The organism is Streptomyces aurantiacus, from assembly GCF_027107535.1.
Classification (GTDB): Bacteria; Actinomycetota; Actinomycetes; order Streptomycetales; family Streptomycetaceae; genus Streptomyces.
The window spans coordinates 1,191,831-1,217,305 of the sequence record NZ_CP114283.1 but is presented as its reverse complement, the minus strand read 5'-3'; the positions used below and the strand labels follow the sequence as shown (position 1 = coordinate 1,217,305).

Here is a 25,475-nt window from a genome sequence, read left to right as displayed (position 1 = left end):
GCGCCGCAGACGCCCCGCGGGTGGACTCCGGCGAGCCCGGTGAACCCCGATGAACTGGTGAGCGTGACAGCAAGCGCTTTCTATACGAGGAGAAGCTAGCCTCTGTGCAGCGGATCGGACAAGACCGCGGGGGTTACGAGTTGTTCGAGGGGGCGAACAGCGCGGGCTTGCGGCCGTAGGGTCTGCACGAGCCCGGGGCCGTGTGGGCCGCGCCACCCTCTGACCGTAAGGTCTGCACCAGTCGGGTGGGGACGCGACACCGGTGTGAGCAGTGGTCCGGGCTCGGCTTCGCCCGGCTTCGACCTGGTTTCGACGCCGGGCAGCGACACGGGCCGGCTCCGGAGTAGTACGGCTCTGAGGACGACGACGAGATGCGCGACCGGAGGACGACGAGATGACGGTGACCCTGGCGGACGTGGCGGCCCGCGCACAGGTCTCGCCCGCGACGGTGTCGCGCGTGCTGAACGGGAACTACCCCGTGGCGGCTTCCACCCGCGAGCGGGTGCTGCGGGCCGTGGACGAACTGGACTACGTACTGAACGGCCCCGCGAGCGCGCTCGCGGCCGCCACCTCCGACCTGGTCGGCATCCTGGTCAACGACATCGCCGACCCGTTCTTCGGGATCATGGCCGGGGCGATCCAGTCCGAGATCGGAGGGCCGGGCGGCCGTGCGGGCGGGGAGCGCCTCGCCGTCGTGTGCAACACCGGCGGCTCCGCGGAGCGCGAACTCACCTACCTCACGCTCCTCCAGCGCCAGCGCGCCGCGGCGGTGGTGCTGACGGGCGGGGCCGTGGAGAACACCGCGCACGCGACGGCCGTGGCGACGAAGCTGCGCAAGCTCGTGGAGGCGGGGACGCGCGTGGTCCTGTGCGGACGGCCGCCCGCACCGGCGGACACCGACGCGGTGGCCCTCACCTTCGACAACCGGGGCGGCGGACAGCAGCTCACCGAGCACCTGATCGGCCTCGGCCATCGGCGCATGGGATACATCGCGGGACCGGAGGAGCGCACCACGACCCGCCACCGCCTGGAGGGCCACCGGGACGCGCTCGCCGCGCACGGCATCCCGGACGACCCGGCCCTGACGGTCCACGGCCGCTACGACCGCCGGGCGGGGTACGAGGCCACGATCGAACTCCTGCGCCGCGAACCGGGTCTGACGGCTGTCGTGGCCGCCAACGACACGGTCGCTCTCGGCGCGTGCGCCGCGCTGCGGGACTCCGGTCTGCGGATTCCGGACGACGTCTCCGTCGTCGGCTTCGACGACCTGCCCTTCAGCATCGACGCTGTGCCCGCTCTGACGACCGTGCGGTTGCCGTTGGCGGACGCGGGGGCCCGGGCCGGGCGGATCGCCATGGGGCGGGAGGAGGTTCCGCCCGGGGGGATCGCCACGATTCGGGGGGAGCTGATGGTTCGGGGCTCCACCGGGGCGCCCAAGGTTTCTTGAGCGCCGCCCCCTGTGGGCCGCGGTCGCTCAGCCGCCCGCGCCCCCAGGGGATGGGCTTGCGGTCGTTTGTCGGCTACCGGCCGTGGGGCCGGTCGCGCAGTTCCCCGCGCCCCTTGCTTGAAGGTGGGATCGGCCTGGGGCCAGTTCATATGTGCACCGCCGTGAGGGCTGGTCGCGCAGTTCCCCGCGCCCCTGAAAGGGCCGCCCCCCTCCAGGGGCGTCCCCAGCGGCACCCCTCCGTCAGCCACCCCCCTCTCCCGTCGGTCGCCCTCCGGCGCGAGGGGACGGGCCGGGGCGTCCGATCGCAGCACGACCTCTCCAGAGCAACCGAACAACCCCGGACGACACAGCTGCGATCGGATGCCCCGGCACGGCCCCGCCCCACCCACAACAACAGACACACCCCAGGGGCGCGAGGAACAGCGCGACCAGCCCAAACAGACCCGCAGCCGAACCCCCACGGCACACAGGAGTGACAGACGACGAGCGGCGGGTAGGGTCCGTTTCATGCTGTGCTGTCCCGGGGGAACCCCCGGGACCCCCGGCCGGAAATACCCGCGCCCGGAACTCGAAAGCGAAGGTGCGATTTCGTGAAACTGGCCTTCTCCACCCTCGGTGTACCCGGACTCCCGATCAGCGACGTGGTGCGGCTCGCCGCCACGCACGGCTATCACGGTGTCGAGTTGCGCGCGCATCCCGAAGAGCCCGTGCACCCCGGCCTCGACCTGACCGCACGGACCGACGTGGCCGCCGAGTTCAAGGCGGCGGGCGTCGAGGTCCTGGGCCTGGCCGGGTACACCCGCGTGGCGGCGCCGGGCGACGACGGACCCGTGATCGCCGAGATCCGTGAACTCCTCGAGCTGGCCCGGGACCTGGGCGCCCCCTTCGTCCGGGTGTTCCCCGGCGCCGACCCCGACCAGAGCCCCGAGGAGGCGGACGCGACGGCCGCGCGCCGCCTGGGCACGGCGGCCGAGTACGCCGCGGACCTGGGGGTGCGGATCCTGCTGGAGACCCACGACTCGCACCGCACGGGCGCCGACGCGATCCGCGTCCTCGGGCTCGTCGGCCACCGCCAGGTGGGCTCCCTCTGGGACGTCATGCACACCTGGCTCGGCGGGGAGCAGCCCTCGGCCAGTCACGCCGCGCTGTCCCCGTTCCTCGGCTACGTCCAGGTCAAGGACATCGCCTCCGCCGACGACACCACTCCGCTGCCGCTCGGCGCGGGCGTCCTGCCCCTCACCGAGTGCGTCGAGCTGCTCTCCCGCGAGGGCTGGGACGGCTGGCTGTGCTGGGAGTACGAGAAGCGCTGGTACGAGTCGGCCGCGCCGCTCGAGGACCTGCTGGAGGCGGGCCGGGAGCACCTTGCCCGGCTGCTGAACGAGTCGGCGTAGGGGCCACTCCCGCCGGACCGCCGCGGATCCGCGGATACGGCCTGGCCGGAATCGGCCCGAAACGACACCCCTCGGGCCCCGTCATGAACACCCGTGTCCCCTCGTACCGACTTCCGGGAATCCGGGCAATCCGGGGAACCCGTCCGCGCCAACCCCCGTCCAATCCGCATGCTGCCGGATGAGTCTCCGCAGAGCGGTGTCGGCCTCGCTGCTGGCTGCGAACGCTGACCCACCCTCTCCGCCGCCTGCGGCCGGCAGCACGCCGTCACCGGCGCGCCCCCCTCCAACAGCGCCGGTGACGGCCCCTCATCCGGTTCATCCCGTGCCGCGCCGACGGTGTCGTCTGTCCGTGCTATTGACTGGCAGAAATTTCCCGGATATCCGTGACTCCTTGGAAGTTTCCTTCATACTCGCCCCTCCACGGGTCCTCCGGGCCCTCTCCGGAAGGAGCGCACGTGCACACCTCCAGACGCACGCTGCTCACGGCGACCGCGGGCGCGGCGGCGGCCGTCGCCGTCGGCGGCACCCCGGCGCAGGCAGAGGACGACGACACCGCGAAGCACGGGGACAGCAGACTCAGGGCCCTCGTCTCCCGCATGACGCTCGAGGAGAAGGTCGGGCAGCTCTTCGTGATGCGGGTGTACGGACACTCGGCGACCGAACCCGACCAGGCCGACATCGACGCCAACCTCGCGGAGATCGGCGTACGGACGGCGGCGGAGCTGATCGCCAAGTACCGGGTCGGCGGGATCATCTACTTCGGGTGGGCGCACAACACCCGTGACCCGCACCAGATCGCGGAGCTCAGCAACGGGATCCAGCGGGCCTCGCTGGAACAGCCCCGCGGGCTCCCCGTGCTCGTCTCCACCGACCAGGAGCACGGCATCGTGGCCCGTGTGGGCAGGCCCGCGACGCTCTTCCCGGGCGCGATGGCCCTCGGTGCGGGCGCCTCCCGCGCCGACGCCCGCACGGCGGGGCGGATCGGCGGCGCCGAGCTGCGGGCGATGGGCATCCGGCAGGACTACGCGCCGGTCGCCGACGTGAACGTGAACCCGGCCAACCCGGTCATCGGCGTCCGCTCCTTCGGCGCCGACCCGCGGGCCGTGGCCCGGCTGGTCGCCGCGCAGGTCAAGGGCTACCAGGGTGCCGGTGTCGCGGCCACCGCCAAGCACTTCCCGGGGCACGGCGACACGGAGACCGACAGCCACTACGGCTTCCCGGTCATCGAGCACACCGAGGCGCAGTGGGCCGAGCTCGACGCGCCGCCGTTCGAGGCGGCCGTCGCCGCCGGCATCGACTCGATCATGACCGCGCACATCATGGTTCCGGCACTCGACCCGTCCGGCGACCCCGCCACGCTTTCCCGCCCCATCCTCACCGGCATCCTGCGGGAGCGGCTCGGCTACGACGGGGTCGTGGTGACGGACTCGCTCGGCATGGAGGGCGTCCGCACGAAGTACGGCGACGACAGGGTGCCCGTGCTCGCCCTGAAGGCCGGAGTCGATCAGCTCCTCAACCCGCCGAAGCTCGACGTCGCCTGGAACGCGGTCCTGCGGGCCGTCCGCGAAGGCGAGCTGACGGAGGCCCGCCTCGACGAGTCGATCCTGCGCGTTCTGCGGCTGAAGGCGAAGCTCGGGCTGCTCAAGGACCCGTACGTCACCCGGCGGGGGGTGGACCGTACGGTCGGGGTCCCTCCGCACCTCAAGGCCGCCGACCGGATCGCCGAGCGGACGACGACCCTGCTCGTCAACTCCGGCGGTCTGCTGCCGCTTTCACGCCGTACGCACCCGAAGGTGCTTGTCGTCGGCGCGGATCCGGCGTCGCCGTCCGGGACGACCGGCCCGCCCACGGCCGTGCTGGCGGCCGCGCTCACCGAGCTGGGGTTCACGGCGACGGCGCTGTCGACGGGCACGGCGCCCTCCGCCGCGACCGTCGCGAAGGCCGTCGCTGCGGCTCAGGACGCGGACGCCGTGCTCGTGGGGACGTACAACGTCACCGCCGCCTCCAGTCAGCGGACGCTCGTGGCACAACTGCTCGCGACGGGCCGCCCGGTGCTCGCGCTCGCCATCCGCAATCCGTACGACGTGGCCCAACTCCCTGACGTCAAGGCCTACTTGGCGGCATACTCCTGGACGGACGTCGAGCTGCGCGCCGCGGTGCGGGTGATCGCGGGGAGGGCCGATCCGGTGGGGAAGCTGCCGGTGCCGGTGCAGCGCGCGGACGATCCGGCGCGGGTGCTGTACCCCGTGGGGCACGGCCTGACGTACTAGGGCCTACGCCGCACACCCGCCGCTCCACCCCCAAGTGACGCAAAGCACCCCGTACGCCTGGCGGGGCCCGCTGCGACGGGCCACGCTGGGCGGGGGATCGGGGGACGTGTCATGCGCGATGCACGGGGCGCGGGCGCACGCCGCGCGGGGTTCGCGTCGGTGGCGTGCGCGCTGCTGGCGCTGGTGGCGGCGGCCCTCACGGGATGTCTGCGGTCGTCCGGGTCCGAGGACGGCGGGCCGCGGGAGACCGCCGCGGTCTCGGTCGCGGCTCCCACCCCGGCCTCGGGGTACGGGGTGCTGTTCCTCGGGATCGACGAGTGCAGTTCGTTCGGGCGCGAGTCGTTCACCGAGGTGCCGTGCACCAGTGAGAAGGCGGCGGCGCGGGTCGTCGCGCGGCACGACGGCAAGGCGGGCGAGGGGCCGCCCTGTCCCGCGACCACGGACTTCGTGCTGCACATCAGTGAGCAGCGGCCGTCCGCCGACGAGGACGGCGACGGCGCGGTCCCGCAGGGCTACGCCTGTATGCGCAGCCTGGAGGCCCCGCACCCCGGCGATCCGGGCGGCGGCGGGGGGCCGCGCACCATCGTCGGCGACTGTGTCCACAGCGCGGGTGCGGGCGAGGTCCGCGAGACGGCGTGCGACGGCAGCGGCGAGAAGAGCCCGGAGTACGAGGTGACGGCGGCCGTGGAGAAGCGGGGCGAGTGCCCCGCGTCGACGGCGCTGTACGTCCAGCTGGGCGGGGCCGAGCCGGTGGGCTGCGCCCGCCCGCTGTAGCCGACTGGCTCCAACGGGCGGGCGCGGCACGGCGGTCGGTCACCGCCGCGGGTGCTGCTGTGCGGTTACGGCCGGAGCTGGCGCTCCACCTTGCGCTTGTCCAGCTTGGAGTCGTACTTGGCCAGCGGCTTCGCCTTCTCCGGGTCCGCCTGGACCGCGGCCGAGGCGACGCCCGCCCATTCGAGGATGCGGGCCGTGGCGAGGGCCTTCTGGTCGGGGACGAGACCCGCGACGTTGGCGCCGTGGTTCAGGCCCGGGGCCGTGAAGACGTACGAGTCGCGGGCGCCCTTGCCGAGGCGGAACGGCTCGGCGCCCCACGGGTCGTTCTGGCCGTACACGAAGAGCATGTGCTTCGCGTTGTGCTTGACCCAGGTGTCGACGTCACGCATCGCGCCGGGCTGGAACTTCATGGAGATGTCGCGCGGCACGAAGTTCCGCGGCGGCTGGTAGCCGTAGCGGATGTACTTCTTCTCGATGTGCGGGAAAACGATCGACGGGGCACCGAGCTGCGTGCCCGCCTGGTAGTAGTACGGCGTGTACGGCTCCAGGCCCTGGTCCGTGTAGAACGAGAAGCCGGAGATCGTGTCGATCGAGGTCCAGATCTCGTCGTCCGTCGCGTTCTTCGCGTCCGCGGGGATCGTGTCGCAGTCGGCGAGCAGGCTGTACTGCCAGAAGCCCCACACGTAGTCGAGGACGACCGCCTCGTACGCCTTGTCCAGGCTGCCGATGGTCTTGAAGGTGTAGCCCTCGGCGGCGGCCAGTTCCTGGTACTTCTTCTCCAGCGGCGCGCGGCGCACGAGCGCCTCGCGCTGCACCGCGTTCAGCCGGGCGCGGCACTCCTTGGTGCCGACCTTCGCGAAGAAGCGGTCGTAGGCGGAGTCCTCCTTGTTCACCACGTCGTTGGGGGCGACGTACGCGATGACGCCGTCCATGTCACGCGGGTAGAAGCGCTCGAAGTACGTGGCGGTCATGCCGCCCTTCGAACCGCCGGTGGAGACCCACTTCTTGTCGTAGACGGGCTTGATCGCCTTGAAGATGCGGTGCTGGTCGCTGGCCGCCTGCCAGATGTCGAGCTTCGACCAGTCGGCCGGCGCGGGCCGGGACGGCGTGAAGTAGCGGTACTCCATCGAGATCTGGTTGCCGTCCACGATCTGGGTCGGCTCGCGGCGACTCGGGTTCGTGGAGACGTTGTAGCCGCCGGTGTAGAAGACCGTCGGGCGGGCCGTGTCCTTGTGCAGCACGGTGATGCGCTGCTGGAAGGTGCCCTTGGACGGCTTCCGGTGGTCGACGGGCTGGGTGTAGTTGAGGACGAAGAAGCGGTAGCCGGTGTACGGCTTCTCCTCGACCAGGCTCATGCCCGGTATCGCGAGGAGCCGGTCCTTGATGTCCGCGGCCTTGTTCGAGACGAGATCGGTGCCGGTGGTGTCCGGCTGGGCGGCGGTGGCCGCCCCGGCCGTGCTCACGGTGCCTATGAGCACCACGAGAGACAGCAGCCATCTGAGCGTCTTGCGCATGCGTTCTCCCCTGAATACGCAGATGTCCGCCGGAACCTAGCGGAGCAACAGCCGTCGCACCAGGGGATGCTGAGGGCATTACGGACAGGTCGGGACGAAGATCGCACGGCTTCGCTCGAAGATCGACCGGCTCAGCAGAGAATCCAGCCCGTGCTGACGGAGCCCGCGCCGACGGCCCCCTTGATCCGCACGCAGCGGTGGCCCGCGTGCACCCGCACCGGGCCCGCGTACTTCTTGAAGCGGCCCGCGTTGGGCACCCGCTCGCTCCCCCTGGCCTGGACGCTCACCATCATGTACCGGCGGGCGCCCACCTTCTTCGGATAGGTCACCGCGCACACGTATCCGCGCTTCTTGTGGACGTCCACGAATCCGGTGGAGAAGGGCAGGGTGCGTACCTTCCGGCCGGAGCACAGGGGGGCAGCCGACGCGTCACCCGTGCCCGGGCCGGCGAGCACCAGCAGCCCGGAGGTGGTCAGCACGGCCGTTCCGAGCGCCAGGCGTCGGCGTATCGCGCCCATGTCCACTGGTGTCCCTCCACGGCCCGCGGCAATTGGCGTACTGATGTACGGACGCGTGGCGTACGGCGAACGGTTGCCTCGCCCCGGGACCCGGCCGTGAAGCGGGCCGGGCAACGCGGCCGGACCGGGAGGGCGGGCGGGCCGCGGGGGTCACTTCGTGGTGGTGACCGTCCTGGCGGGATCCGGCTCCCCCACGAACGTCCGCCACAGCTGTGCGTACCGGCCCTCGCGGGCGAGCAGTTCGTCGTGCGTGCCGTCCTCGGCGACGCGGCCGTCGGCCATCACCACGACCCGGTCCGCCCGGGCGGCCGTGGTCAGCCGGTGCGCGACGACCAGCGTCGTACGGCGGCCCGCGATGCGGTCGGTGGCCTGGTTGACCTGGGCCTCGGTGGCGAGGTCGAGCGCTGCCGTCGCCTCGTCGAGGAGCAGGATGTCCGGGTCGACCAGTTCGGCGCGGGCGAGCGCGATCAGCTGGCGCTGCCCGGCGGAGAGGTTGCGGCCGCGCTCGGCGACCTCGTGGAGGTAGCCGCCGTCCAGCGTGGCGATCATGTCGTGCGCGCCGACCGCGCGGGCCGCCGCCTCGACCTCGGCGTCCGTGGCGTCCGGCCGGCCGTACGCGATGGCGTCCCTGACGGTGCCCTGGAAGAGGTACGCCTCCTGCGGGACGACGCCGAGACGGTGCCGGTACGAGGTCAGGTCGAGCGAGCGCAGGTCCGTGCCGTCGACCGTGACCCGGCCGCCGGTGGGGTCGTAGAAGCGGGCCACCAGCTTGACCAGGGTCGACTTGCCCGCGCCCGTCTCGCCGACGAACGCGACGGTCTGCCCGGCCGGAATGGTCAGGCCGACCCCGCTGAGGGCCTCCTCGGCGTCCGTGTCGCCGGGGCGGCCGTAAGCGAAGTCCACGTCCTCGAAGGCGATCTCGCCCCGCAGGGACAGCACCTCGAGCGGCTCGTCGGCGGCCTTCGTCGAGGTCGGCTCCTGGAGCAGCTCCTGAATCCGGCCGAGCGAGACGGTGGCCTGCTGGTAGCCGTCGAAGACCTGCGAGAGCTGCTGCACGGGCGCGAAGAACAGGTCGATGTAGAGGAGGTAGGCGACCAGCGCGCCGGTGGTGAGGGTGCCCGCGTCGACCCGTGCGGCGCCCACGATCAGCACGGCGGCGGCCGCCACGGAGGACAGCAGCTGGACGAACGGGAAGTAGACCGAGATCAGCCACTGTCCGCGGATGCGGGCCTGGCGGTAGCTGTCGCTGCCCTCGGCGAAGCGCCTGCCGCCCGATCCCTCGCGGCGGAACGCCTGGAGGATCCGCAGGCCGGACACCGACTCCTGGAGGTCCGCGTTGACGACGGACACGCGCTCGCGGGCGAGTTCGTACGCCTTGACGCTGGCCCTGCGGAAGAAGAACGTGCCGATGATCAGCGGCGGCAGCGTCAGGAAGACGACCAGTGCCAGCTGTACGTCGATCACGAGCAGGGCGCCCATGATGCCGAAGAAGGTGACGACGGAGACGAAGGCGGTGACCAGGCCGGTCTGCAGGAACGTGGACAGCGCGTCCACGTCCGTCGTCATCCGGGTCATGATCCGGCCGGTCAGCTCCCGCTCGTAGTAGTCGAGTCCGAGCCGCTGGAGCTGCGAGAAGATCTTCAGCCGGAGCGAGTAGAGGACCCGCTCCCCGGTGCGTCCGGTCATCCGGGTCTCGCCGATCTGCGCCGACCACTGGACGAGCACGCTGACCAGGGCGATCACCGAGGCCGCCCACACTCCCCCGAGCGCGAGCTCGGAGACGCCCTCGTCGATGCCGTGCCGGATCAGGACCGGCAGCAGCAAACCCATGCCCGCGTCGACGGCGACGAGGCCGAGGCTCGCGAGGAGCGGGAGCCCGAAGCCCCGCAGCAGGCGTCGCAGCCCGTACGAGTCCTCCGGGGTGACCGCGCGTGCCTCGTCGATGGCGGGGATGTCGGTGGCCGGGGGGAGGGCGTCGACCTGGGCGAGGAGTTCGGGGGTCGCGGGCGTGCCGGCCAGCGCGGTGTCCTTGGGCTCGCGGTCGCCGGTCCACAGCCGTGGGGTGACACCGCGTTCGGCGTCGAACTCGGCGTCCAGCTCGTCCCGTACGGACGTGTCCTCCACCGGGCAGGACGGCCTGGCGTGACCGGGTGAGACGCCGCCCAGCTCGTCCGGGTCGGTGAGCAGCCGGCGGTACAGCGGTGAGCGTTCGGTCAGTTCCTCGTGGGTTCCGATGTCGGCGAGGCGGCCGTCGTCGAGGACGGCGATGCGGTCGGCGAGGTTGAGGGTGGAGCGGCGGTGGGCGATGAGGAGGGTCGTGCGGCCCGCCATGACACCGCGCAGGGCCTCGTGGATCTCGTGCTCGACCTGGGCGTCGACCGCCGAGGTGGCGTCGTCGAGGACCAGCAGGCGCGGGTCGGTGAGGATCGCCCGCGCCAGGGCCACGCGCTGGCGCTGGCCGCCGGAGAGGGTGAGGCCGTGCTCGCCGACCGTGGTGTCGTAGCCGTCGGGCAGGGCGGCGATGAAACGGTCCGCCTGGGCGGCCCGGGCCGCCGTCTCGATCTCCTCCTGGGTGGCCTCGGGGCGGCCGTAGGCGATGTTGGCGCGGACGGTGTCGGAGAAGAGGAAGGAGTCCTCGGGGACGAGGCCGATGGCAGCGCGCAGCGAGTCGAGGGTCAGCTCGCGCACGTCGAGGCCGCCGATGAGGACGGCGCCCCGGCTCACGTCGTAGAAGCGGGGCAGGAGGAGGGAGACCGTGGACTTGCCGGAGCCGGACGAGCCGACGACCGCGAGGGTCTCGCCGGAGCGGATCTCGAAGCTGAGGCCGTCCAGGACCGGGCGGTCGTCGTCGTAGGCGAAGGACACGTCGTCGAACTCGACGGTCGCGGGGGCCTCGGCGGGCAGCGGTTTCGTGCCGTCCTCGATCGACGGCTCGGTGTCGATCAGCTCCAGGACGCGCTCGGCGCCGGCCCGGGCCTGCTGGCCGACCGTGAGGACCATGGCGAGCATGCGCACGGGGCCCACGAGCTGGGCGAGGTAGGAGGAGAACGCCACGAAGGTGCCCAGGGTGACCTCGCCCTTCACCGCCAGCCAGCCGCCGAGCGCCAGCATGGCGACCTGGGCGAGCGCCGGGACCGCCTGGAGGGCGGGGGTGTACTTGGAGTTCAGCCGGATCGTGCGGAGGCGGCCCGCGAAGAGCTTGCGGCCGATCTCGCGGAGCTTGCCGGTCTCCTGGTCCTCCTGGCCGAAGCCCTTCACCACGCGGACGCCGGTGACCGCGCCGTCGACCACGCCCGCCACGGCCGCCGCCTGGGCCTGGGCGTACCAGGTGGCCGGGTGGAGCTTCGTACGGCTGCGTTTGGCGATGAACCAGAGGGCGGGGGCCATGACCAGCGCGACGAGCGTGAGCGGCAGCGACAGCCAGGCCATGATCACCAGGGAGATCACGAAGAGGAGGATGTTCCCGATGGTCATCGGGAGCATGAAGAGCAGGCCCTGGATGAGCTGGAGGTCGCTGGTCGCGCGGCCCACGACCTGGCCGGTCGACAGCTCGTCCTGGCGCCTGCCGTCGAGGCGGGTGATCGTCCCGTACATGTCCGTGCGCAGGTCGTGCTGGACGTCGAGCGCGAGGCGTCCGCCGTAGTAGCGGCGGATGTAGGTGAGGACGTAGACGACGACCGCGGCGCCGATGAGGGCGCCCGCCCAGGGGGCCATGTCGCGGGTGTGGTCCCCGACGACGTCGTCGATGATCACCTTGGTGATCAGGGGGACGAGCGCCATGACGGCCATGCCGCCGAGCGAGGCGCCCAGCGCGAGCAGGACGTCCTTCGGGTACCGCCATGCGTACCCGGCCAGCCGCCGTGCCCATCCCCGCTGCGTTGTCACGCCTGGTGCCTTCCTGCCGTCGGTCCTGATCGTCCGGAAGGCACCAACACGGATCGAAGCGGATTTCATCCCTCCGCAATGTCGCGCACGGCCCGCGGGCGTACGCGGACACTGCTCAGAGGCGTACGCGCAGGGAGTAGAAGCGGGTCGTCTGGACGGCGTTCTGGTTGTCGTCGCTGGCCAGGAGGACGCGCAGGGCACCGTGGGTGCGGCCGGTGACCGCCATGCCCTCGATGTTGTCGAGCAGCGGGTTGGGCTGGGGCTGCTTGGCGGTGGCGCCGAGGGACGGGCAGTCCCCGATGTCGGCGAGGAGGGTCTTGCGGACGAGGCGTACGCCGTCCTGCCCAGTCAGGGCGTCGATGCCGCCGGTGTCCGTGGCGCGGCGCGGGTCGGCCAGGTAGAGCCGGACCGTGTTGCCGACACCCGGTGTGAAGCCGCGTTCCAGGACGAGGAGACGGCCGTCGGGCGTGGCCGTGGTCTCGGAGACGTTGAGGCCGGTGTCGGTGCGGTAGCCGTACTGGGCGGCGAGGGCGAAGGAACCGCGATGGCGCTCCCAGCTCTGGAAGCGGACGATGCCCGTGGTGTCCCCGGCGAGGGAGCCCTCCATGCCGGCCAGCAGGGTGTGGCGGCCGGGCAGGAAGGTCAGGCCCTCGAAGGTCTGGTTCGGTGTGGCGCGGCCCACGGGGGCGACCCTGAGCGCCTCCGGTACGGGGAGCCGGTCGAGGATGCGGCCGTCGCGGGCGTGGCGGCGCAGGGCGGGCTCGGTCTCGGAGGCGACGAACCGGGTGCCGTCACTGTCGACGGCGAGGGCCTCGGAGTCCAGGGCGCCGCCGTTCTCGTCGGCGAGCGGCACGACGGAGCGCGGCCGCAGGGTCCTCGGGTCGAGGGTGAAGAGGGAGGACCGGTCGGACAGCGCGACGATCGCCCCGTCCCGGTCCACGGCCAGCGCGGAGAAGTTGCCGACGAACGTGTCCCGGTACGTCGTCTTGTCGAGGGCGTCGGAGAAGCTCTCGATGGCGACGGCGGGCGAACAGGCTCTGCCGCTCGGGGAGTGGGCGGGTCCGCCGTGGGCGTCGGCGGGGCCGGCGGCGGTGACGCACGTGGCTGCCGCCAGGCCGGCCGTGAAGGTGGCGAGTACGGATCTCAGACGCATGGGGTCACGGTAGGCGGGCGCGGGTTGAGGGGGAGGGTACGGGCCGTGAATTCCGGAGGACCGGGCCCACGAGCACGTCCGGGACGCGCGCCGCGGTGTGTGCCGCGGTGTGCGTCCCGGACGGGTCGAGCGGGATGGGTCAGGCCGGCGGGACCGCCGGGAAGGCTTCCTTCGGGGTGTTCGTCGGCGTGTAGCGCTGCGTGGCGGTCGGTACCAGGTCCTTGTGGATGGCCCGGGCCACGGCCTGGATCGTGGTGACGCCGTAGTTCATCGTGCTGTTGCCGTGGGTGAGGACCGAGATCGTGTAGTCGCGGCCCGCGCCCTTGAACGCGCCGACGCTGTGGACGCGCCAGCCGTGGGTGGAGCGGGAGAGCCAGCCGTTCTTCACGTGCACGGAGACCGAGGCCGGGGCTCCGGCCGGGGTGCCCCAGCGCTGGGAGGAGACGACCTTGTTCATCAGCTTCAGCGTGTACGCGCGGGCGTTGTCGCTCAGGACCGTGTTCTTGGCGGTGAGGAGCGCGAGGAGTTTCTGCTCGTCCCGGACGGTGATCTGGGTGAGGCCCCAGTAGCCGTTCGCGCCCGGCTTGGTCTGGGTCATGCCCGCCGCGGCGAGGAAGCCCTTCACCTTGGCGACGCCCAGCTGCTGCCAGAGCTTGGTCGTGGCCGCGTTGTCCGACTTGGTGATCATGGCCGTGGCGAGGTCGCTCTCGCGCTGGGTGAGGTAGCGGTTGTGCTTCTTCGCGTCCCAGAGCAGCGTGGCGAGGACGGTCACCTTGACGATGCTGGCCGAGTCGTACGCGCTGGTCGATCTCAGCGTGCACGTGGTCTTCGTCGAGCGGTCGTAGAGGCCGACGGCGACGGTCCCCCGGCGGCCCGCGAGGGCCGTGGTGATGTCCTTCTGAAGCTTGGTCGCCAGGGCCGCGCTGCTGGATGTACAGGCGACCTGCGGTGTCGCGGCCGCGGCGGCCGGTGCCGCCGCCACGGCCGCCGGTATGAGTACGCCGGCGGTCAGGCCCGCGCAGAGAACACGCCTGTACCGCGATATCCGGTGTGTCATGAAGTCTTCCCATCCCCCGTTGCGTTCGTGCACGTGCGCTCGCAGCGCACTCGCCCCCTTTGACTCACCGAGGTGGCCGGAAGTTGTACCCGGACCCGGGTGGAGTTGAGGAGTCGAGGGCGAGGGCGGCGGGCCGGGCCGGCCGCGGGTCGGGCCGGCCGCGGGTCGGCGTCCCGCCCCCGCGGAGGTTCCCCACTCACAGCCGGGCCCCAGGTTCACCACAGCCCGCGCCCACACCGCCCTCGCACGATGCCCTGGTGACATCTGCCACCGATCCGCACCCCCACGCCCCCGAGGCCGCCCCCGCACCCGGACGGGCCGCCGCCGAGCCGCCGCCCGCCGGCGGTCCGCCACCTGCCGGGAAGCCGCCCCGCTGGTCGCTGCCCGCACTGGCCGCGATCATGGTTCTGGCCGGCGTGCTGTACTCCTGGAACCTCTCCTCGTCCAGCCTGAACAGCTTCTACAGCGCAGCCGTGCTCAGCGGTACGCAGAGCTGGAAGGCGTGGTTCTTCGGCTCACTGGACGCCGGGAACTTCCTGACCGTCGACAAGCCGCCCCTCGCGCTGATGGTGATGGGGCTGTCCTGCCGCGTCTTCGGGTACGGCACCTGGCAGATGATGCTGCCGCTGGTCGCCTCCGCCCTCGGCACGATCTGGATCGTGCACGCGTCGGTCAAGCGGGTCTGGGGGCACGGCGCGGCCGCGGTCGCCGCGCTCGTCCTCGCGCTCACCCCTATCACCGTCGCCATCAACCGCGACAACAACCCGGACACGCTGCTGGTCCTCCTGATGGTGGCGGGCGCCGCACTGGCCCTGCGAGCCGTCCACAACGGCAGGCTGCTGCCACTGGTCGGCTCGGCCGTCTGCTTCGGCCTCGCCTTCAACACCAAGATGCTCCAGGGCTACATCGCCCTGCCCGCCGTCTTCGCCGTCCACCTGTACGCGGCCAGGGGCGGGCTGCCGCGCCGGATACGCAACCTCGCGCTGGCCGGGGTCGCCCTCGCCGTCTCCAGTTTCTGGTGGGCGGCCGCCGTGTCGCTGGTGCCCGCCTCGGAGCGGCCGTACATCGGCGGGTCGACGGACGGCACCGCCTGGAACCTGATCATGGGCTACAACGGCCTGGGCCGCGTCCTCGGCGGCGAGGGCAACGGCGGGGGCGGAGGCGGTGGTGGCGGCGGGTTCTCCGGGACCGCGGGCATCGGCCGGATGTTCAACGAGGTGCTCGGCGGCCAGATCTCCTGGCTGCTCCCCTTCGCCGGGATCGCGCTCGCCGGTGGTCTCGTGCTGCGCGGCCGCGCTCCCCGTACGGACCTCACGCGGGCCGCGCTGCTCCTGTGGGGCGGCGGGACGGCGCTGCACTACCTGACCTTCAGCCTCGCCGAGGGCACCATGCACCCGTACTACACGACCGCGCTCGCGCCCGGCATCGCGGCGCTGTGCGGGGGCGGCGGGGCGATGCTCCTGCACGCCTTCCGCACGGGCGATGCCAGGCGCTGGTCCTGGGTGCTGCCCGTCGCGTTCGCCACGACCGGCGTCTGGGCCGTCGTCCTGCTGCGGCGGGCCACCGGCTGGAACACCTGGCTGTGGCCGACCGTCGCGGCCGTGATGGTCCTGGCGATAGCGGGGCTGGTCCTCTTCCGCTCCGGGCGGCGGGCGCGACTGCTCTCCGTCGCCGTGGTCGCGGCCGTCGTCGCCTCCCTCGCCGGGCCCGCGGCCTACGCGGCCTCCGTGCCCGCGGGTTCGGGCGGCGGCATGAGCGGTACGAACCCGACGGCCGGGCCCACCACCGGCGGCGGCATGGGCGGTGGCCCCGGTGGCGGTGGCGGCCGGTCCGGCTTCCCCGGCGGAAACGGCGGTCAGGCGCCGGGCGGGCAGCAGCAGGACGGCCAAGCCGGCGGCGAGGCACCGGCCGGCGGCCAGACGGGTACGCCGCCCGGCGGCGCCCCCAGCGGCCAAGCGCCCGGCGGGGGCCAACAACAGGACGGCCAGGAACAGGGCGGCCCGGAACAGGGCGGCGGCCAGGCCGGCACCCCGCCGAGCGGCACCGGCTCCGGCTCCGGCGAGCAGGGCGGCACCGGCAGTACCCGGCCGGGTGGCACGGGTGGCACGGGCGGCGGCATGGGCGGTCCCGGCGGCGGCGCGGACAGCGCCATGACCACGTATCTGGAGAAGCACCGGGACGGCGCCAAGTGGCTTGTGGCGGTGTCCAGTTCGCAGAGCGCGGCCCAGTTGATCGTCAGTACGGGTCAGCCCGTCATCTCCATGTGGGGCTGGTCCGGCAGCGACAAGGCCATGACCCTCGCCAAGTTGAAGGAGCTCGTGAAGAAGGGCGAGCTGCACTACATCGTGCTCGGCGGGGCCATGGGCGGCCCCGGCGGCTCCGACAGCGTCAGCCCCGAGGTGACCGCCTGGGTCCAGAAGCACGGCACGGCGGTGAAGGCGAGCGAGTACGGCGGCACATCGTCCGCGGGGTCCGCCGGATCGACCGGATCGACCCAGTCCTCGGAGTCCTCCGAGTCTTCCGAGTCCTCGGGGTCCTCCGACTCGCAGAACTCCCAGGCGCTCTACCGCCTGGACGCTTCGGACGTCAACTAGGGTCTCCCCTCCCGCTGTTGGGGAAATCCCTCGTGCCGCGCAGCCCCTGGACCGGAAACGGCCGGGGGTTGCGTGGTATGCGAGAACGTCACACAAACGCCTTCTCCTGGTTACACAGCCGACCTCATGTCCATGCCACGCTCCCGATTGACCGAAGTGTCAACACGCGTAGAACGCGGGCCCGCAGAGGAGGCCCCGCGGACGGCGCGTTCCGTTCCCGGGAAAGGGCACCCCCCATGTCCGTTGCGCAGATAGGCAGTTGGAAGGCGCTGGCGGTAGGCGTTTCCGCCGTCCTCGTCGGCCTCACCCTCCCGACGGTCGCCGCGACCCCCGCCGCGGCCACGACCACCGCGTACGACGACACGTACTACGCGGGCGCGATCGGCAAGACCGGCACGGCTCTGAAGAGCTCACTGCACTCGATCATCGACGACCAGACCACGATCTCGTACTCGGCGGTCTGGAACGCGCTCAAGGTCACCGACCAGGACCCGAACAACAGCAGCAACGTCGTCCTGCTGTACTCGGGCCTCTCCCGCAGCAAGACGCTCAACGGCGGCGCCACCGGCAACTGGAACCGCGAGCACGTGTGGGCCCAGTCCCACGGCGACTTCGGCACCTCGGCCGGTCCCGGCACGGACCTGCACCACCTGCGCCCCGAGGACGTCCAGGTCAACAGCATCCGCGGCAACAAGGACTTCGACACCGGCGGCAGCAGCTTCACCAACAGCGGCGGCAGCCTCACCGACTCGAACTCCTTCGAGCCCCGCGCCGCCGTCAAGGGCGACGTGGCCCGCATGATCCTCTACATGGCCGTCCGTTACGAGGGTGACGACGCCTGGGAGGACCTGGAGCCCAACGACGCCGTCACCAACGGCAGCGTCCCGTACCACGGCCGCCTCTCGGTGCTAAAGAAGTGGAACGAGCAGGACCCGCCGAGCGCCTTCGAGGAGCGCCGCAACGAACTGATCTACAACAACTACCAGGGCAACCGGAACCCGTTCATCGACCACCCCGAGTGGGTCGAGGCGATCTGGTAGACCGACGGTGACACGCGCTGAACTCCCTGTGACAGAAAGGGAGTTCAGCGCCACACCCGTCTCCTCGGTTACGAATCCATGACATTGGGGCGTACAACTGGGGCCGCCCGGACCGAGTCGTACTCACTGAACGCGGCACTCCGCGGGCAGAACCGACCGACTCGAAAGGCTCATGTATGTCCCGAGCACACCGCCGAACTCGTACCGCGCTCACCGCACCCCTGGCAGCCGCGGTGCTGGTCGCCGGAGGATTCGGCGCCATGGCTCTCACCTCAGCCCCGGCGCTGGCGGCCACCGCGTCCACGGACGCGCAGGACGACTTCAACGGCGACGGATACGCCGACCTGGTCGTGTCGGCACCCGACGCCACGATCTCCAGCCAGGCCAAGGCGGGCTACGTGGCCGTCACGTACGGCTCCGCCAGTGGGGTCTCCGCCGGCAACAAGAAGCTCATCAGCCGCTCCACCAGCGGCGTTCCCGGCTCCGCCACCGCCAACCAGCGCTTCGGGACCAACTTCACCAAGGGCGACCTGGACGGCGACGGCTTCAGCGACCTGGTCATCTCGGGCGGCGTTCCCGGCTCCGTCATCCTCTGGGGCTCCGCCTCCGGACTCACCGGCGGCACGGCCATACCCGGGTACGGGCAGTCCCCCACGACCGGTGACTTCGACGGCGACGGCAAGACGGACCTCGCCCTGTTCTCCTACCTGTCCGGCGCGGGCGACGACCCGTCGAGCGGCAACGCCACCGTGTGGAAGGGCCCGGTCTCCCGTGCCGGACAGCCCACCGCCACCCTGCCCCTGCTGGACAAGGCCGACTGGTGGGGCTACGACACTCCCGACGCGTCCTGCGCCACCAACGGCATCGGCTGCCAGGAGGACGGCGACTCGATCACCGGTCCCATCCGCTCCACCCGGACCGGCGACGTCAACGGCGACGGCAAGGACGACATCGTCGCCTGGAAGTACGCGGGCGACGGCCAGTGGGGCAACCATCTTCTCCTCGGCGGCGGCAGCACGGGCTTCACCACCGGCTGGACCCCCTCGGACGGCACGGCGACCGGCACGGGCACCGGCATCGGGGACGTGAACAACGACGGGTTCGACGACGTCGTGGTGGGCAACTACTGGAACGGCGGCAAGGTCCAGATCGCGTTCGGGGCGGCCTCCGGCCTGTCCGAGGAGCGCGTACAGGTCTTCGACCAGGACCTGCCCGGCTTCCCAGGCGTGGAGGAGGAGGGCGACGGGATCGGCTCCACGGTCTCGGTGGCGGACGTCAACGGTGACGGCTTCGGCGACATCGCGCTCGGCATCCCGGGCGAGGACATCGGCGACATCACCGACGCCGGGTCCGTGGCCCTGGTCCCCGGCAGCGCCACCGGCGTCACGGGCGCCGGCACGCAGACCTTCCACCAGGACACCGCCGGGGTGCCCGGAGTCGCCGAGGAGGACGACCAGTTCGGCGCGAGCAGCGCCCTGCTGGACGTCGACGGTGACGGCCACGCCGACCTCGCGGCCGGTTCCTTGGCCGAGAACAGCTGGAACGGCGCGGTCTGGGTGCTGCGCGGCACGGCGACCGGTCTCACGGCCACGTCGTCCGTCGCGTTCGGCGCCGGCGACCTCTCGGCGCCCGCCACGGGCGCCCGCTTCGGCGCGCTCCTGCGCTGAGCGAGCCGATCGGACAACGGGGGTTCGGTGGGGCGGCCGGGTGCCGCCCCACCGTCATGTCCGGCCGGGGCGAGCCGGCTTCGGCCAAGGGGCGCGGGCCGTCTCAGGCCAGGTGCGTCGGCGCGAACATCCGCAGCACCGCCGGCAGCACGACCACCGAAGGGCCGGGCGTGGCGAGGGACTTGGCGAGGTCGTCGGCCAGGGAGTCCGGGGTGGTCCGTACGCCGGGGACGCCGAAGGACTCCGCGAGCGCCACGAAGTCCGGGCGGGACAGCTCGGTCGCCGTGGACCGGCCGAAGGCGTCCGTCATGTACTCGCGCAGGATGCCGTAACCGCCGTCGTCGACGATGAGCCAGGTGACGTCGAGGTTGTGCTGCCTGGCGGTGGCCAGTTCGGCGATGGAGTACAGCGCGCCGCCGTCGCCGGAGACCGCGAGGACCGGGTGGGTGGGGTCGGCGACCGCGCCGCCGAGCGCCGCCGGGAAGGCGTAGCCGAGGCCGCCCGCGCCCTGGGCGGAGTGCATGGTGTTGGGGCGGCGGGCGTCGAAGGCGGACCAGGCCCAGTAGGCGAGGATCGTCATGTCCCAGAAGCTGGGCGACCGGTCCGGCAGAGCCTGCCGGACCGCGGCCAGCACCCGCTGTTCCAGGGCGAGTTCCTGGGAGTCGATGCGCTCGCGGACGAGGTCGAGCACGGTCCGTACGCGGTCGGCCGCCGTCGTGTCCTGCCGTGCGGGCACGGTTTCCAGGAGCGCCGACAGGGCGAGGCGGGCGTCCGCGTGGATGCCGAGGGCCGGGTGGTTGGACTCCAGCTTGCCGAGGTCGGCCTCGATCTGGACGACCCGGCCGCGGGGCTTGAACGTGTAGTAGTTCGAGGAGAGTTCGCCCAGTCCGGAGCCGACGACGAGCAGGACGTCGGCGTCCTCCAGGAAGTCGGTGGTGTGCCGGTCCTCCAGCCAGGACTGGAGCGAGAGCGGGTGGTTCCAGGGGAAGGCGCCCTTGCCGCCGAAGGTGGTGACGACGGGCGCGTTCAGCCGCTCGGCGAGCTGCCGCAGCTTGCCCGACGCGTCGGCGCGTACGACACCGCCGCCCGCGACGATCGCCGGGCGGACCGCGTTCGAGAGCAGGTCGGCGGCCACGACGGTCAGTTCGGGGCGCGGGGGCAGGTCGTGGGGCGCGGCGTCCACGGCCGTGACGACGGGCAGGGCCGTCTCGGCGAGCAGCACGTCCTGCGGGATCTCCACCCACACCGGTCCGTGCGGGGCGGTGAGCGCCGACTCCCAGGCCTCGGCGATGGCGGACGGGATCTGCGACTGCGTACGGACCGTGTGGACCGACTTGACCACGCCCCTGAACGAGGCCTGCTGGTCGGTGAGTTCGTGCAGATACCCGTGGCGGCCGCCACCGAGGCCCGCGCCCGGGACCTGGCTGCTGATGGCGAGGACGGGGGCGCTCGCGGCTGCCGCTTCCTGGAGGGCGGCCAGCGAGGTCAGCGCACCCGGGCCGGTCGACAGCAGCAGGGGGGCCGCCTCGCCGGTGATCCGGCCGTACGCGTCCGCCGCGAACCCTGCGTTGTTCTCGACCCGCAGGCCGATGTACGCGAGGTCGGAGCGGCGCAGCGCGTCGAACATGCCGAGCGCGTGCTGGCCGGGCAGGCCGAAGACGGTGGTCGCGCCGAGGCCGGCGAGGGTCTCCACGACCAGGTCTCCGCCGTTGCGTCCGGGCGGCGGGTTGAGTGCGGCCTCCGTCTGCGCGGCGGTCGGGCGGAGCACCAGGTCGTGGTCGTGGGTCACTTGGCGTCGGTCTCCTCGGGCGCCCGCGCGCTCTTCTCACGCGCCTGCGCGATCTGGCGGGACATGATGGTGGTGAGTTCGTACGCCGTGTGGGACGCGGCGACGGAGGTGATCTCGGCGTGATCGTACGCGGGGGCGACCTCGACGACGTCGGCCGAGACGAGGTGGCAGGAGGCGAGCCCGCGCAGGATCTCCAGCAGCTCGCGGGAGGTCATGCCGCCCGCCTCGGGTGTGCCCGTGCCCGGCGCGTGGGCCGGGTCGAGGCAGTCGATGTCGATGGAGATGTAGAGGGGACGGTCGCCGATGCGCTGGCGCAGCTGGTCGGCCACCTCGTCGGCGCCCCGGCGGTAGATGTCGGCCGAGGTGACGATGCCGAAGCCCATCTTCTCGTCGTCGGTGAGGTCCTGCCTGCCGTACAGGGGGCCGCGCGTGCCGACATGGGAGAGGGCCTCGGTGTCGAGGATGCCCTCCTCGACGGCCCGGCGGAACGGCGTGCCGTGCGTGTACTCGGCGCCGAAGTACGTGTCCCAGGTGTCGAGGTGCGCGTCGAAGTGCAGCAGCGCGACCGGCCCGTGCTTCTTCGCGACCGAGCGCAGCAGGGGCAGCGCGATGGTGTGGTCGCCGCCGAGGGTCATCAACCGGGCGCCGGTGCCGAGGAGTTCGTCGGCGGCGCCCTCGATGGTCTCCACGGCCTCGTTGATGTCGAACGGGTTCGCGGCGATGTCACCGGCGTCCGCGACCTGCGCGAGGGCGAACGGCGAGGCGTCCTGCGCCGGGTTGTACGGCCGCAGGAGACGGCTCGCCTCCCGGATGGCGTTCCCGCCGAAGCGGGCGCCCGGCCGGTACGAGACGCCCGCGTCGAACGGCACTCCGACCACGGCGACGTCGGTGGTGCCGACCTCGTCGAGCCGGGGCAGCCGGGCGAAGGTCGCCGGACCCGCGTACCGCGGGACCCGGGACGAGTCGACGGGGCCGCGGAACGTCTCGTTGCTGCTCATGCGGTTCTGCCTTCTTTCCTACGCTTCGTCGCGTATGTACGACTGGCTTCGACTCTACTGGGGAGCGGGGGCGGGTTCGGACACGGGTTCGGAGCCGCGGCCCGCGAGGCGCTCGCGCCAGGCGGCGAGGACGGCCGCGTCGGTCGCGGGAGTGGCGAGCGAGACGATCACGTACACGGCCAGGGAGGAGAGGAGCCCGTAGTAGACGGGTTCGTTCGCGAGGATTCCGCGGGTCGCCATCAGGGCGACGACCGCGAGGCCGCCGACCACGACCGCGGCGAGGGCTCCCTGGGCGGTGCCACGCCTCCAGAGCAGGCCGCCGAGGATGGGCACGAGGAGGCCGCCGACGAGCAGGTTGTAGGCGACGGTCAGTGCCTCGACGACGTTGTTGAGCGCGATGGCCGTGCAGATCACCGCGATGCCCATGACGAGGATGAAGAGGCGGTTGCCCCTGACCTCGTCGCGCTCCTCGCCGGGCCGGTCGGTGACGGCTCCCCGCAGCCGGGACCAGATGTCGTTGTTGGCGACGGTCGCGCAGGCGATGAGGGCTCCGGAGGAGGTGGACATCACGGCGGCGAGGGCGGCGGCGAGCACCAACCCCCTCACCCCGATGGGCAGTTCGTCTTTCACTATGGTCGCGAAGGCGTCGTCCGGGCTGGCCAGCTTCGGGTAGAGCACCTTGGCCGCCGTACCGATGACGGCGCCGGCGAGCGCGTACACCAGGCAGTACGTACCGGCGACCGTGCCGCCCCACCTGGCCGTCGTGTCGCTGCGGGCGGTGAAGACGCGCTGCCAGATGTCCTGCCCGATGAGCATGCCGAACGTGTAGATCAGCACGTACGTGAAGATCGTCTCGCCGCCGATGCCCAGCGGGTCGAAGTACTCGGTCGGCAGCTCGGCCTTCATCTCGCCGAAGCCGCCCGCCTTGACCACGGCGATGGGCAGCAGCAGAAGCAGCACACCGACGGTCTTCACGACGAACTGCACCATGTCGGTGAGGGTGATCGACCACATGCCGCCGAGCGTCGAGTAGGCGACGACGATCGAGCCGCCGAGCACGATCGCGACCGTGCGGTTCATGTCGAAGAGGACGTCGAAGATCGTGGCGTACGCGATGGTCGACGTCACCGCGAGCATCAGGGTGTACGCCCACATGACGACGCCCGAGATCACCCCGGCCCGGCCGCCGTACCGCAGGTCGAGCATCTCGGAAACCGTGTAGACCTTCAGCCGGGCGATGCGGGCCGAGAAGAAGACGGACAGGGCGAGCAGCCCGAGGCCGATGGTGAAGACCATCCAGGCGCCGGAGAGGCCGTACTGGTAGCCGAGGCCGACGCCGCCGATGGTGGACGCGCCGCCGAGGACGATCGCGGCCATCGTGCCGGAGTACATCGTCGGGCCGAGCCGCCGGCCTGCGACCAGGAACTCGCTCTTGGACTTGGCACGTCGCATGCCCCACCAGCCCATGGCCAGCATCCCGGCGAGATAGACGACGATCACTGCGTAGTCGACGGCCATGGGGGCTCCTCTTCGCGCGTCCGGTGGCGTGTCGTGCGGGTGACGGGGGTTCGCCGGCGGCTGATCGCTCGCGATGCTGCGCGGGGACATCCGCCCGTACCCGCGGCCTCCGGTGGGCACGACCCTAGGTGGCCGGAAAGCAACGCTGAAGTGTACGTTTCCTCCACAGTCACCCGGTCGAATGGAAGAAACGTCCACCATGCCGGACACCGCAGCCCCCGCCGTCCCCACCGTCCCGCCCACCCCGCCGGTCCCCCTGGCAGCCCTGCTGGCCCGGGAGGACCTCGGCCTGCGGCAGATCGCGGGGCCACGCGATCCGGCCACGGTGATCCACTGGGCGCACACCTCGGAGATGGCGGACCCGTATCCGTACCTGCTCGGCGGCGAGATGCTCCTCACGGCAGGGGTGCACATCCCGGAGGCCGCCGGTTCGGGCACGTACTTCGACGCGTACGTGTCCCGGATCGTCGAGGCGGGCGGCGCGGTCCTCGGCTTCGGGGTGGCGCCGGTGCACGACACCGTTCCGCGCGCCCTGGTCGAGGCCTGCGACCACCACGGCCTGCCGCTCGTGGAGGTCCCGCCGCGCACCACCTTCTCGGGTGTGGCCAGGGCGGTCTGGCAGCTCATGGCCCGGGCCCGGCACACCGAACTGCGCCGCGTCACGGAGGCCCAGCAGAGCCTGGCCGCCGCCGCGGCGCGCCCCGACCCCGTCCCCTCGGTCCTGCGGCAGCTCGCCCAGCGACTCGGCGGCCGGGCCGCGCTGTACGCCCCGGACGGCAAGGAGGTGGCTGCGGCGGGACGGCTGCCGGATGCGGACCCGGACGTGGACACGCGGGTGAGCGGGGCGCTGGCCCGGCTCGCGGCAGTGGTGCGGCCGGCCACCGGGGGCGACCCCGCGGCCGGGGGCGGAGGAGGGAGCGGGGCCGCGCCCGGTCCCGCTCCCTCCTCCGCCAGTGACACCGCCGCCGGTGTCCACCTCGCCGCGTACGCCCTCGGCACGGGCCAGGGTTTCGTCCTGGGTGTGGCGGCTCCGCGCCGCGACCCGGGCGACCACACCATCGCGTCCGTGGGCGCCGTGCTCCTGTCACTCCTCACCGGGGAGCACCGGAGCGGCACGGGCGCGGCCCGCTCCTCGGCTCTCGTACGCATGCTGCTGGGGGCCGCGCCCGAGGAGGTGGCGTCCCTGCTGGACGGCGGTGAGCGGTGGGTCGTCGTGCACGCACGGCCCGACGGCCCCGCGGCGGACGCGGTCGCCGCGTCGGCGCTCGGGGCGGCGCTCGGTTCCCCGCTGGTCGACGTGGCCGGTGACCTCGTACGGGTGCTCGTCCCCGCGGGCCGCCGCGAGGTCGTCGCACAGGCCGGCTGGACGTGCGGTGCGAGCGCGCCCGTCGTGCCGCGCGAGTGGGGGGCCGGCGACACCCAGGCGGCGCGTGCCCTGTCCCGGGCGCGGGCCACGCGTGCACGGCTGGTCCGGCACGGCGAGCACACCGGACTCGACGGCCTCGTACCGCCGGCCGACGCCGCCGCCCACGCCCGCACGCTCCTCGCCCCCGTCGCCGGAAACCCCGCCCTCACGGAGACCCTCCGCGCCTGGCTGTCCCTGCACGGCAGTTGGGACCGCACGGCGGTGGCCCTCTCGGTCCACCGCAACACGGTCCGCCAGCGCGTCGCCCGCTGCGCGACCCTCCTGGACACGGACCTGGACGACCCGGACGTCCGCATGGAGCTGTGGTTCGCCCTGCGCCACGCGTGACGGACCGGCTCCGGCCCCGCTTTTCAGGGGCGCGGGGAACTGCGCGACCAGCCCCCACTCACCCGCACCCGAAACCAGGCCCGAGGCAGGACGCAGCCCCGCCTTCC

The 25,475-nt window shown here is 72.2% G+C and carries 16 protein-coding genes; 8 read left to right on the top strand and 8 right to left on the bottom strand.

Features of this window, described 5'->3' with window-relative positions; translation table 11 throughout:
- Positions 1-394 precede the first annotated feature (394 nt).
- The 4 genes from O1Q96_RS07140 to O1Q96_RS07125 all read left to right on the top strand — a co-directional run bounded on the left by O1Q96_RS07140 (position 395) and on the right by O1Q96_RS07125 (position 5,882).
- Positions 395-1,447 carry a LacI family DNA-binding transcriptional regulator gene (locus O1Q96_RS07140; protein ID WP_269247349.1) on the top strand — a complete coding sequence of 351 codons (1,053 nt, stop codon included), beginning with the start codon at positions 395-397 and terminating at the stop codon, positions 1,445-1,447.
- Between the two features lie 590 nt (positions 1,448-2,037).
- Positions 2,038-2,838 (top strand): sugar phosphate isomerase/epimerase family protein, encoded by an 801-nt coding sequence (locus O1Q96_RS07135; protein ID WP_269247348.1) that lies wholly within the window; start codon positions 2,038-2,040, stop codon positions 2,836-2,838.
- 455 nt (positions 2,839-3,293) lie between these two features.
- Positions 3,294-5,108: a glycoside hydrolase family 3 protein gene (locus O1Q96_RS07130; protein WP_269247347.1), complete on the top strand. Its 1,815-nt coding sequence runs from the start codon at positions 3,294-3,296 to the stop codon at positions 5,106-5,108.
- 111 nt (positions 5,109-5,219) lie between these two features.
- Positions 5,220-5,882, top strand: coding sequence for a hypothetical protein (locus tag O1Q96_RS07125; protein ID WP_269247346.1), 663 nt, complete (start codon positions 5,220-5,222; stop codon positions 5,880-5,882).
- Between the two features lie 65 nt (positions 5,883-5,947).
- On the opposite strand, the gene O1Q96_RS07120 is transcribed toward O1Q96_RS07125, so the two are convergent.
- The 5 genes from O1Q96_RS07120 to O1Q96_RS07100 form a co-directional block, all read right to left on the bottom strand.
- Entirely contained in the window at positions 5,948-7,396 is a 1,449-nt protein-coding gene (locus O1Q96_RS07120) for a S28 family serine protease (protein WP_269247345.1), read from the bottom strand.
- A 131-nt stretch (positions 7,397-7,527) separates the two neighbouring features.
- Positions 7,528-7,914 (bottom strand): hypothetical protein, encoded by a 387-nt coding sequence (locus tag O1Q96_RS07115; RefSeq protein ID WP_254643749.1) that lies wholly within the window; start codon positions 7,912-7,914, stop codon positions 7,528-7,530.
- A gap of 150 nt (positions 7,915-8,064) precedes the next feature.
- A complete protein-coding gene (locus O1Q96_RS07110; protein ID WP_269247344.1) occupies positions 8,065-11,799 on the bottom strand; it encodes an ABC transporter ATP-binding protein in 3,735 nt (1,244 codons plus the stop codon).
- A 115-nt stretch (positions 11,800-11,914) separates the two neighbouring features.
- Complete coding sequence (locus O1Q96_RS07105; RefSeq protein ID WP_269247343.1) at positions 11,915-12,952, bottom strand: esterase-like activity of phytase family protein; 1,038 nt, start codon at positions 12,950-12,952, stop codon at positions 11,915-11,917.
- A 139-nt stretch (positions 12,953-13,091) separates the two neighbouring features.
- On the bottom strand, positions 13,092-14,009 hold the full coding sequence (locus O1Q96_RS07100) for a serine hydrolase (protein ID WP_269247342.1): 918 nt from the start codon (positions 14,007-14,009) through the stop codon (positions 13,092-13,094).
- A gap of 257 nt (positions 14,010-14,266) precedes the next feature.
- Between O1Q96_RS07100 and O1Q96_RS07095 the strand changes: the two genes are divergently transcribed.
- The 3 genes from O1Q96_RS07095 to O1Q96_RS07085 all read left to right on the top strand — a co-directional run bounded on the left by O1Q96_RS07095 (position 14,267) and on the right by O1Q96_RS07085 (position 19,310).
- The gene (locus tag O1Q96_RS07095; RefSeq protein WP_269247341.1) at positions 14,267-16,603 is read left to right on the top strand and encodes an ArnT family glycosyltransferase; all 2,337 of its coding nucleotides are present in this window, start codon (positions 14,267-14,269) and stop codon (positions 16,601-16,603) included.
- Between the two features lie 236 nt (positions 16,604-16,839).
- Positions 16,840-17,643: an endonuclease I family protein gene (locus O1Q96_RS07090; protein ID WP_269247340.1), complete on the top strand. Its 804-nt coding sequence runs from the start codon at positions 16,840-16,842 to the stop codon at positions 17,641-17,643.
- A gap of 176 nt (positions 17,644-17,819) precedes the next feature.
- On the top strand, positions 17,820-19,310 hold the full coding sequence (locus O1Q96_RS07085; RefSeq protein ID WP_269247339.1) for an FG-GAP and VCBS repeat-containing protein: 1,491 nt from the start codon (positions 17,820-17,822) through the stop codon (positions 19,308-19,310).
- Between the two features lie 103 nt (positions 19,311-19,413).
- Here O1Q96_RS07085 and O1Q96_RS07080 read toward each other — a convergent pair whose 3' ends face one another.
- Genes O1Q96_RS07080 through O1Q96_RS07070 form a run of 3 tightly spaced genes read right to left on the bottom strand, consistent with a single transcriptional unit; the run spans position 19,414 to position 23,615 of the window.
- Positions 19,414-21,099, bottom strand: a complete 1,686-nt coding sequence (locus tag O1Q96_RS07080; RefSeq protein ID WP_269247338.1) for a thiamine pyrophosphate-binding protein — start codon at positions 21,097-21,099, stop codon at positions 19,414-19,416.
- Positions 21,096-22,097: an agmatinase gene (gene speB, locus O1Q96_RS07075; protein WP_217458657.1), complete on the bottom strand. Its 1,002-nt coding sequence runs from the start codon at positions 22,095-22,097 to the stop codon at positions 21,096-21,098. The genes O1Q96_RS07080 and speB overlap by 4 nt, the downstream gene beginning before the upstream one ends.
- 54 nt (positions 22,098-22,151) lie before the next feature.
- On the bottom strand, positions 22,152-23,615 hold the full coding sequence (locus O1Q96_RS07070) for a sodium:solute symporter family protein (protein WP_269247337.1): 1,464 nt from the start codon (positions 23,613-23,615) through the stop codon (positions 22,152-22,154).
- 199 nt (positions 23,616-23,814) lie between these two features.
- Here O1Q96_RS07070 and O1Q96_RS07065 point away from each other — a divergent pair, with 199 nt between their 5' ends.
- The gene (locus tag O1Q96_RS07065) at positions 23,815-25,368 is read left to right on the top strand and encodes a PucR family transcriptional regulator (protein ID WP_419586464.1); all 1,554 of its coding nucleotides are present in this window, start codon (positions 23,815-23,817) and stop codon (positions 25,366-25,368) included.
- Positions 25,369-25,475: the final 107 nt, after the last annotated feature.

Excerpts from the sequence above, each read along its gene's own strand:
- O1Q96_RS07065 (WP_419586464.1), top strand. The coding sequence starts at position 23,815 with ATGCCGGACACCGCAGCCCCCGCCGTCCCCACCGTCCCGCCCACCCCG.
- O1Q96_RS07120 (WP_269247345.1), bottom strand. The coding sequence starts at position 7,396 with ATGCGCAAGACGCTCAGATGGCTGCTGTCTCTCGTGGTGCTCATAGGC.
- O1Q96_RS07140 (WP_269247349.1), top strand. The coding sequence starts at position 395 with ATGACGGTGACCCTGGCGGACGTGGCGGCCCGCGCACAGGTCTCGCCC.
- O1Q96_RS07085 (WP_269247339.1), top strand. The coding sequence starts at position 17,820 with ATGTCCCGAGCACACCGCCGAACTCGTACCGCGCTCACCGCACCCCTG.
- O1Q96_RS07125 (WP_269247346.1), top strand. The coding sequence starts at position 5,220 with ATGCGCGATGCACGGGGCGCGGGCGCACGCCGCGCGGGGTTCGCGTCG.
- O1Q96_RS07100 (WP_269247342.1), bottom strand. The coding sequence starts at position 14,009 with ATGACACACCGGATATCGCGGTACAGGCGTGTTCTCTGCGCGGGCCTG.
- O1Q96_RS07115 (WP_254643749.1), bottom strand. The coding sequence starts at position 7,914 with ATGGGCGCGATACGCCGACGCCTGGCGCTCGGAACGGCCGTGCTGACC.
- O1Q96_RS07105 (WP_269247343.1), bottom strand. The coding sequence starts at position 12,952 with ATGCGTCTGAGATCCGTACTCGCCACCTTCACGGCCGGCCTGGCGGCA.
- O1Q96_RS07090 (WP_269247340.1), top strand. The coding sequence starts at position 16,840 with ATGTCCGTTGCGCAGATAGGCAGTTGGAAGGCGCTGGCGGTAGGCGTT.
- speB (WP_217458657.1), bottom strand. The coding sequence starts at position 22,097 with ATGAGCAGCAACGAGACGTTCCGCGGCCCCGTCGACTCGTCCCGGGTC.
- O1Q96_RS07070 (WP_269247337.1), bottom strand. The coding sequence starts at position 23,615 with ATGGCCGTCGACTACGCAGTGATCGTCGTCTATCTCGCCGGGATGCTG.